The sequence below is a fragment of the uncultured Fibrobacter sp. genome (assembly GCF_937877005.1).
GTDB lineage: Bacteria > Fibrobacterota > Fibrobacteria > Fibrobacterales > Fibrobacteraceae > Fibrobacter.
Genome location: NZ_CALEFV010000138.1, coordinates 1 through 1,957, shown reverse-complemented (window position 1 = coordinate 1,957; position 1,957 = coordinate 1). Strand labels below are relative to the sequence as shown.

1 protein-coding gene is annotated in these 1,957 nt (G+C 51.9%); it reads left to right on the top strand.

All coding sequences use genetic code 11. The features are described from left to right. Positions 1–106 precede the first annotated feature (106 nt). Positions 107–1,957: SMC family ATPase (locus Q0628_RS06800; protein WP_298769438.1), on the top strand; the 1,851-nt coding region annotated here is incomplete at its 3' end.

Below are 1,957 nucleotides of genomic sequence, written 5' to 3'. Positions count from 1 at the left end.
CTCGCCTGAGGTCTGACCGCCCATGCCGTAGCTGTTGTTCCAGATGTTGAAGATAAGGGGCAGACCGCCTTTATGTTCGTCATCCCAAAGTGTTTTGAACTGGTCCATGGAAGCAAAGGCAGGAACCTTGGTTGCCATTGTAGGGCCTACCGGTGCCGGCAAGACGACAATTTTCGATGCGATTACGTATGCCCTGTTCGGGCGGGCGAGCGGCGACAGCCGCGACGATTCCAAACTGTTCCGCTGCCTGAACGCAAAGCCCGAAACGAAGACCGAAGTGGATTTGACATTCGTGTATGCGGGAAAGGAATACCGCATTGTGCGCAATCCCGAATACTTTCGGCCGAAAGCCCGCGGCGAAGGTTTTACGAAAGAAGCGGCTTCTGTCACGTTCTATTATCCTGAATCTAGTGGCAAGCAGGGGCCCGCGAGCCGTTCTGTGAGTAAAGAAAAGGATGTTGCCGCCGCAGTGCAAGAAATCATCGGGATTGATCGCGACCAGTTTACCAAAATCGCGATGATCGCCCAGGGCGATTTCATGAAGGTGTTGCTTTCGTCGACTGATGAACGCAAAAAGATTTTCCGCAAGATTTTCAAGACGGACAAGTTTAACGCCCTTCAAGACGAACTCAAGAAGCGCGCAAACGAAATGGATCGGCAGTGCAGCGACAGCGAATCGACTGCATGCACGATGATTGCACAAATCCAGTGTGGCGAAAATTCGGCCCAGGCAGAGACCTTGGAGCATGAAAAAAATTTGGCGGCCCAGAGGCAGATTGCGGACTGGCAAGGCGTTTGCGATATGACGCAGGCTATTCTTGACGAAGACAATCTGTCGCTCAAAAAAGTCCAGGCCGAACTTGAAGAAAGCGCCAAAAAACTTGCCGACATGGACAAGGAACTTGGCCGCGCACAGAATGTTCAAAAGACGCGCGATGCGCTCAAGAAGGCAAGTGACGAACTGGAAAGGATTCTGCCTTCGCTTGCTCCGCTGAAAGAAGCGAAGGCGACTGCCGAAAGCAAGCAACCCGAACGTGACAGCTTGCAAGAAAGCATTACGATGCTCAGGAATTCGCTTCCGGAATACGACAAGCTGGAATTGTTCCGCGGCGATGCATTGAAAAAGGAAGGTGCCGTCAAGGAGACGGAATTAAGACTGCAGAAGAATCGTCAATCAGTCGAAGATATCAAAGCGGTCATTGTCAATTTCGACAAGGAGTTGTCGGAACTTGGCGATGTGGGCGCCAGGAAGCAGGAATTGGTTGCCCAGCTCGATAAGCTTTCGGGTAGGCAAGATGACTTGGTGAAGGTGGGCAAAAACGTCAAGGAATTGTCTACGCTGAACGATGCGTTCGAGAGAGCGAAAAAAGCGTACCTTGCTGCCGATGCTGACTACCAGAAAATCAGTGACGATTACGAGGCGAAAAACCGGGCCTTCTTGAACGAACAGGCCGGAATCATAGCAGAGACTTTGGTGGATGACAAACCCTGCCCTGTGTGCGGTTCTACGCATCACCCGCATAAGGCCTGCAAGTCGCTGGAGGCTCCGAGCCAGGCGGAATTGGAAAGGCTCAAGAAGGCCGTTTCGACGGCTGAAGCGGATCGCAACGAAAAGAGTGCGGCAGCTTCGCAGGCAAAGGGAAAGTTCGAGGAAAAACGGTCGGCCGTGCAATCGCTGGTACAGGAACTTTTTGGAGAATGTACTCTGGAAGAAGCCCGCGAGCGCGGCAATACGGAGTATGCCGAGAATCGCGACAAGATGGCTGCGCTGACTTTAGCGGTTGCCAAGGAAGAAGAGCGCGAAAAGCGGAAGGCTTTCCTGGAGAAGAATATTCCCGAAAAGCGCGCGGAATTGGAAAAGTTACAGTCGGCTGTAACGGATCAGGAAAAAGAAATATTGAAGCAGGCGGTTGATAGTTCGAAGAATTGGGAAGAATTGATCACGATGGCGTTATTA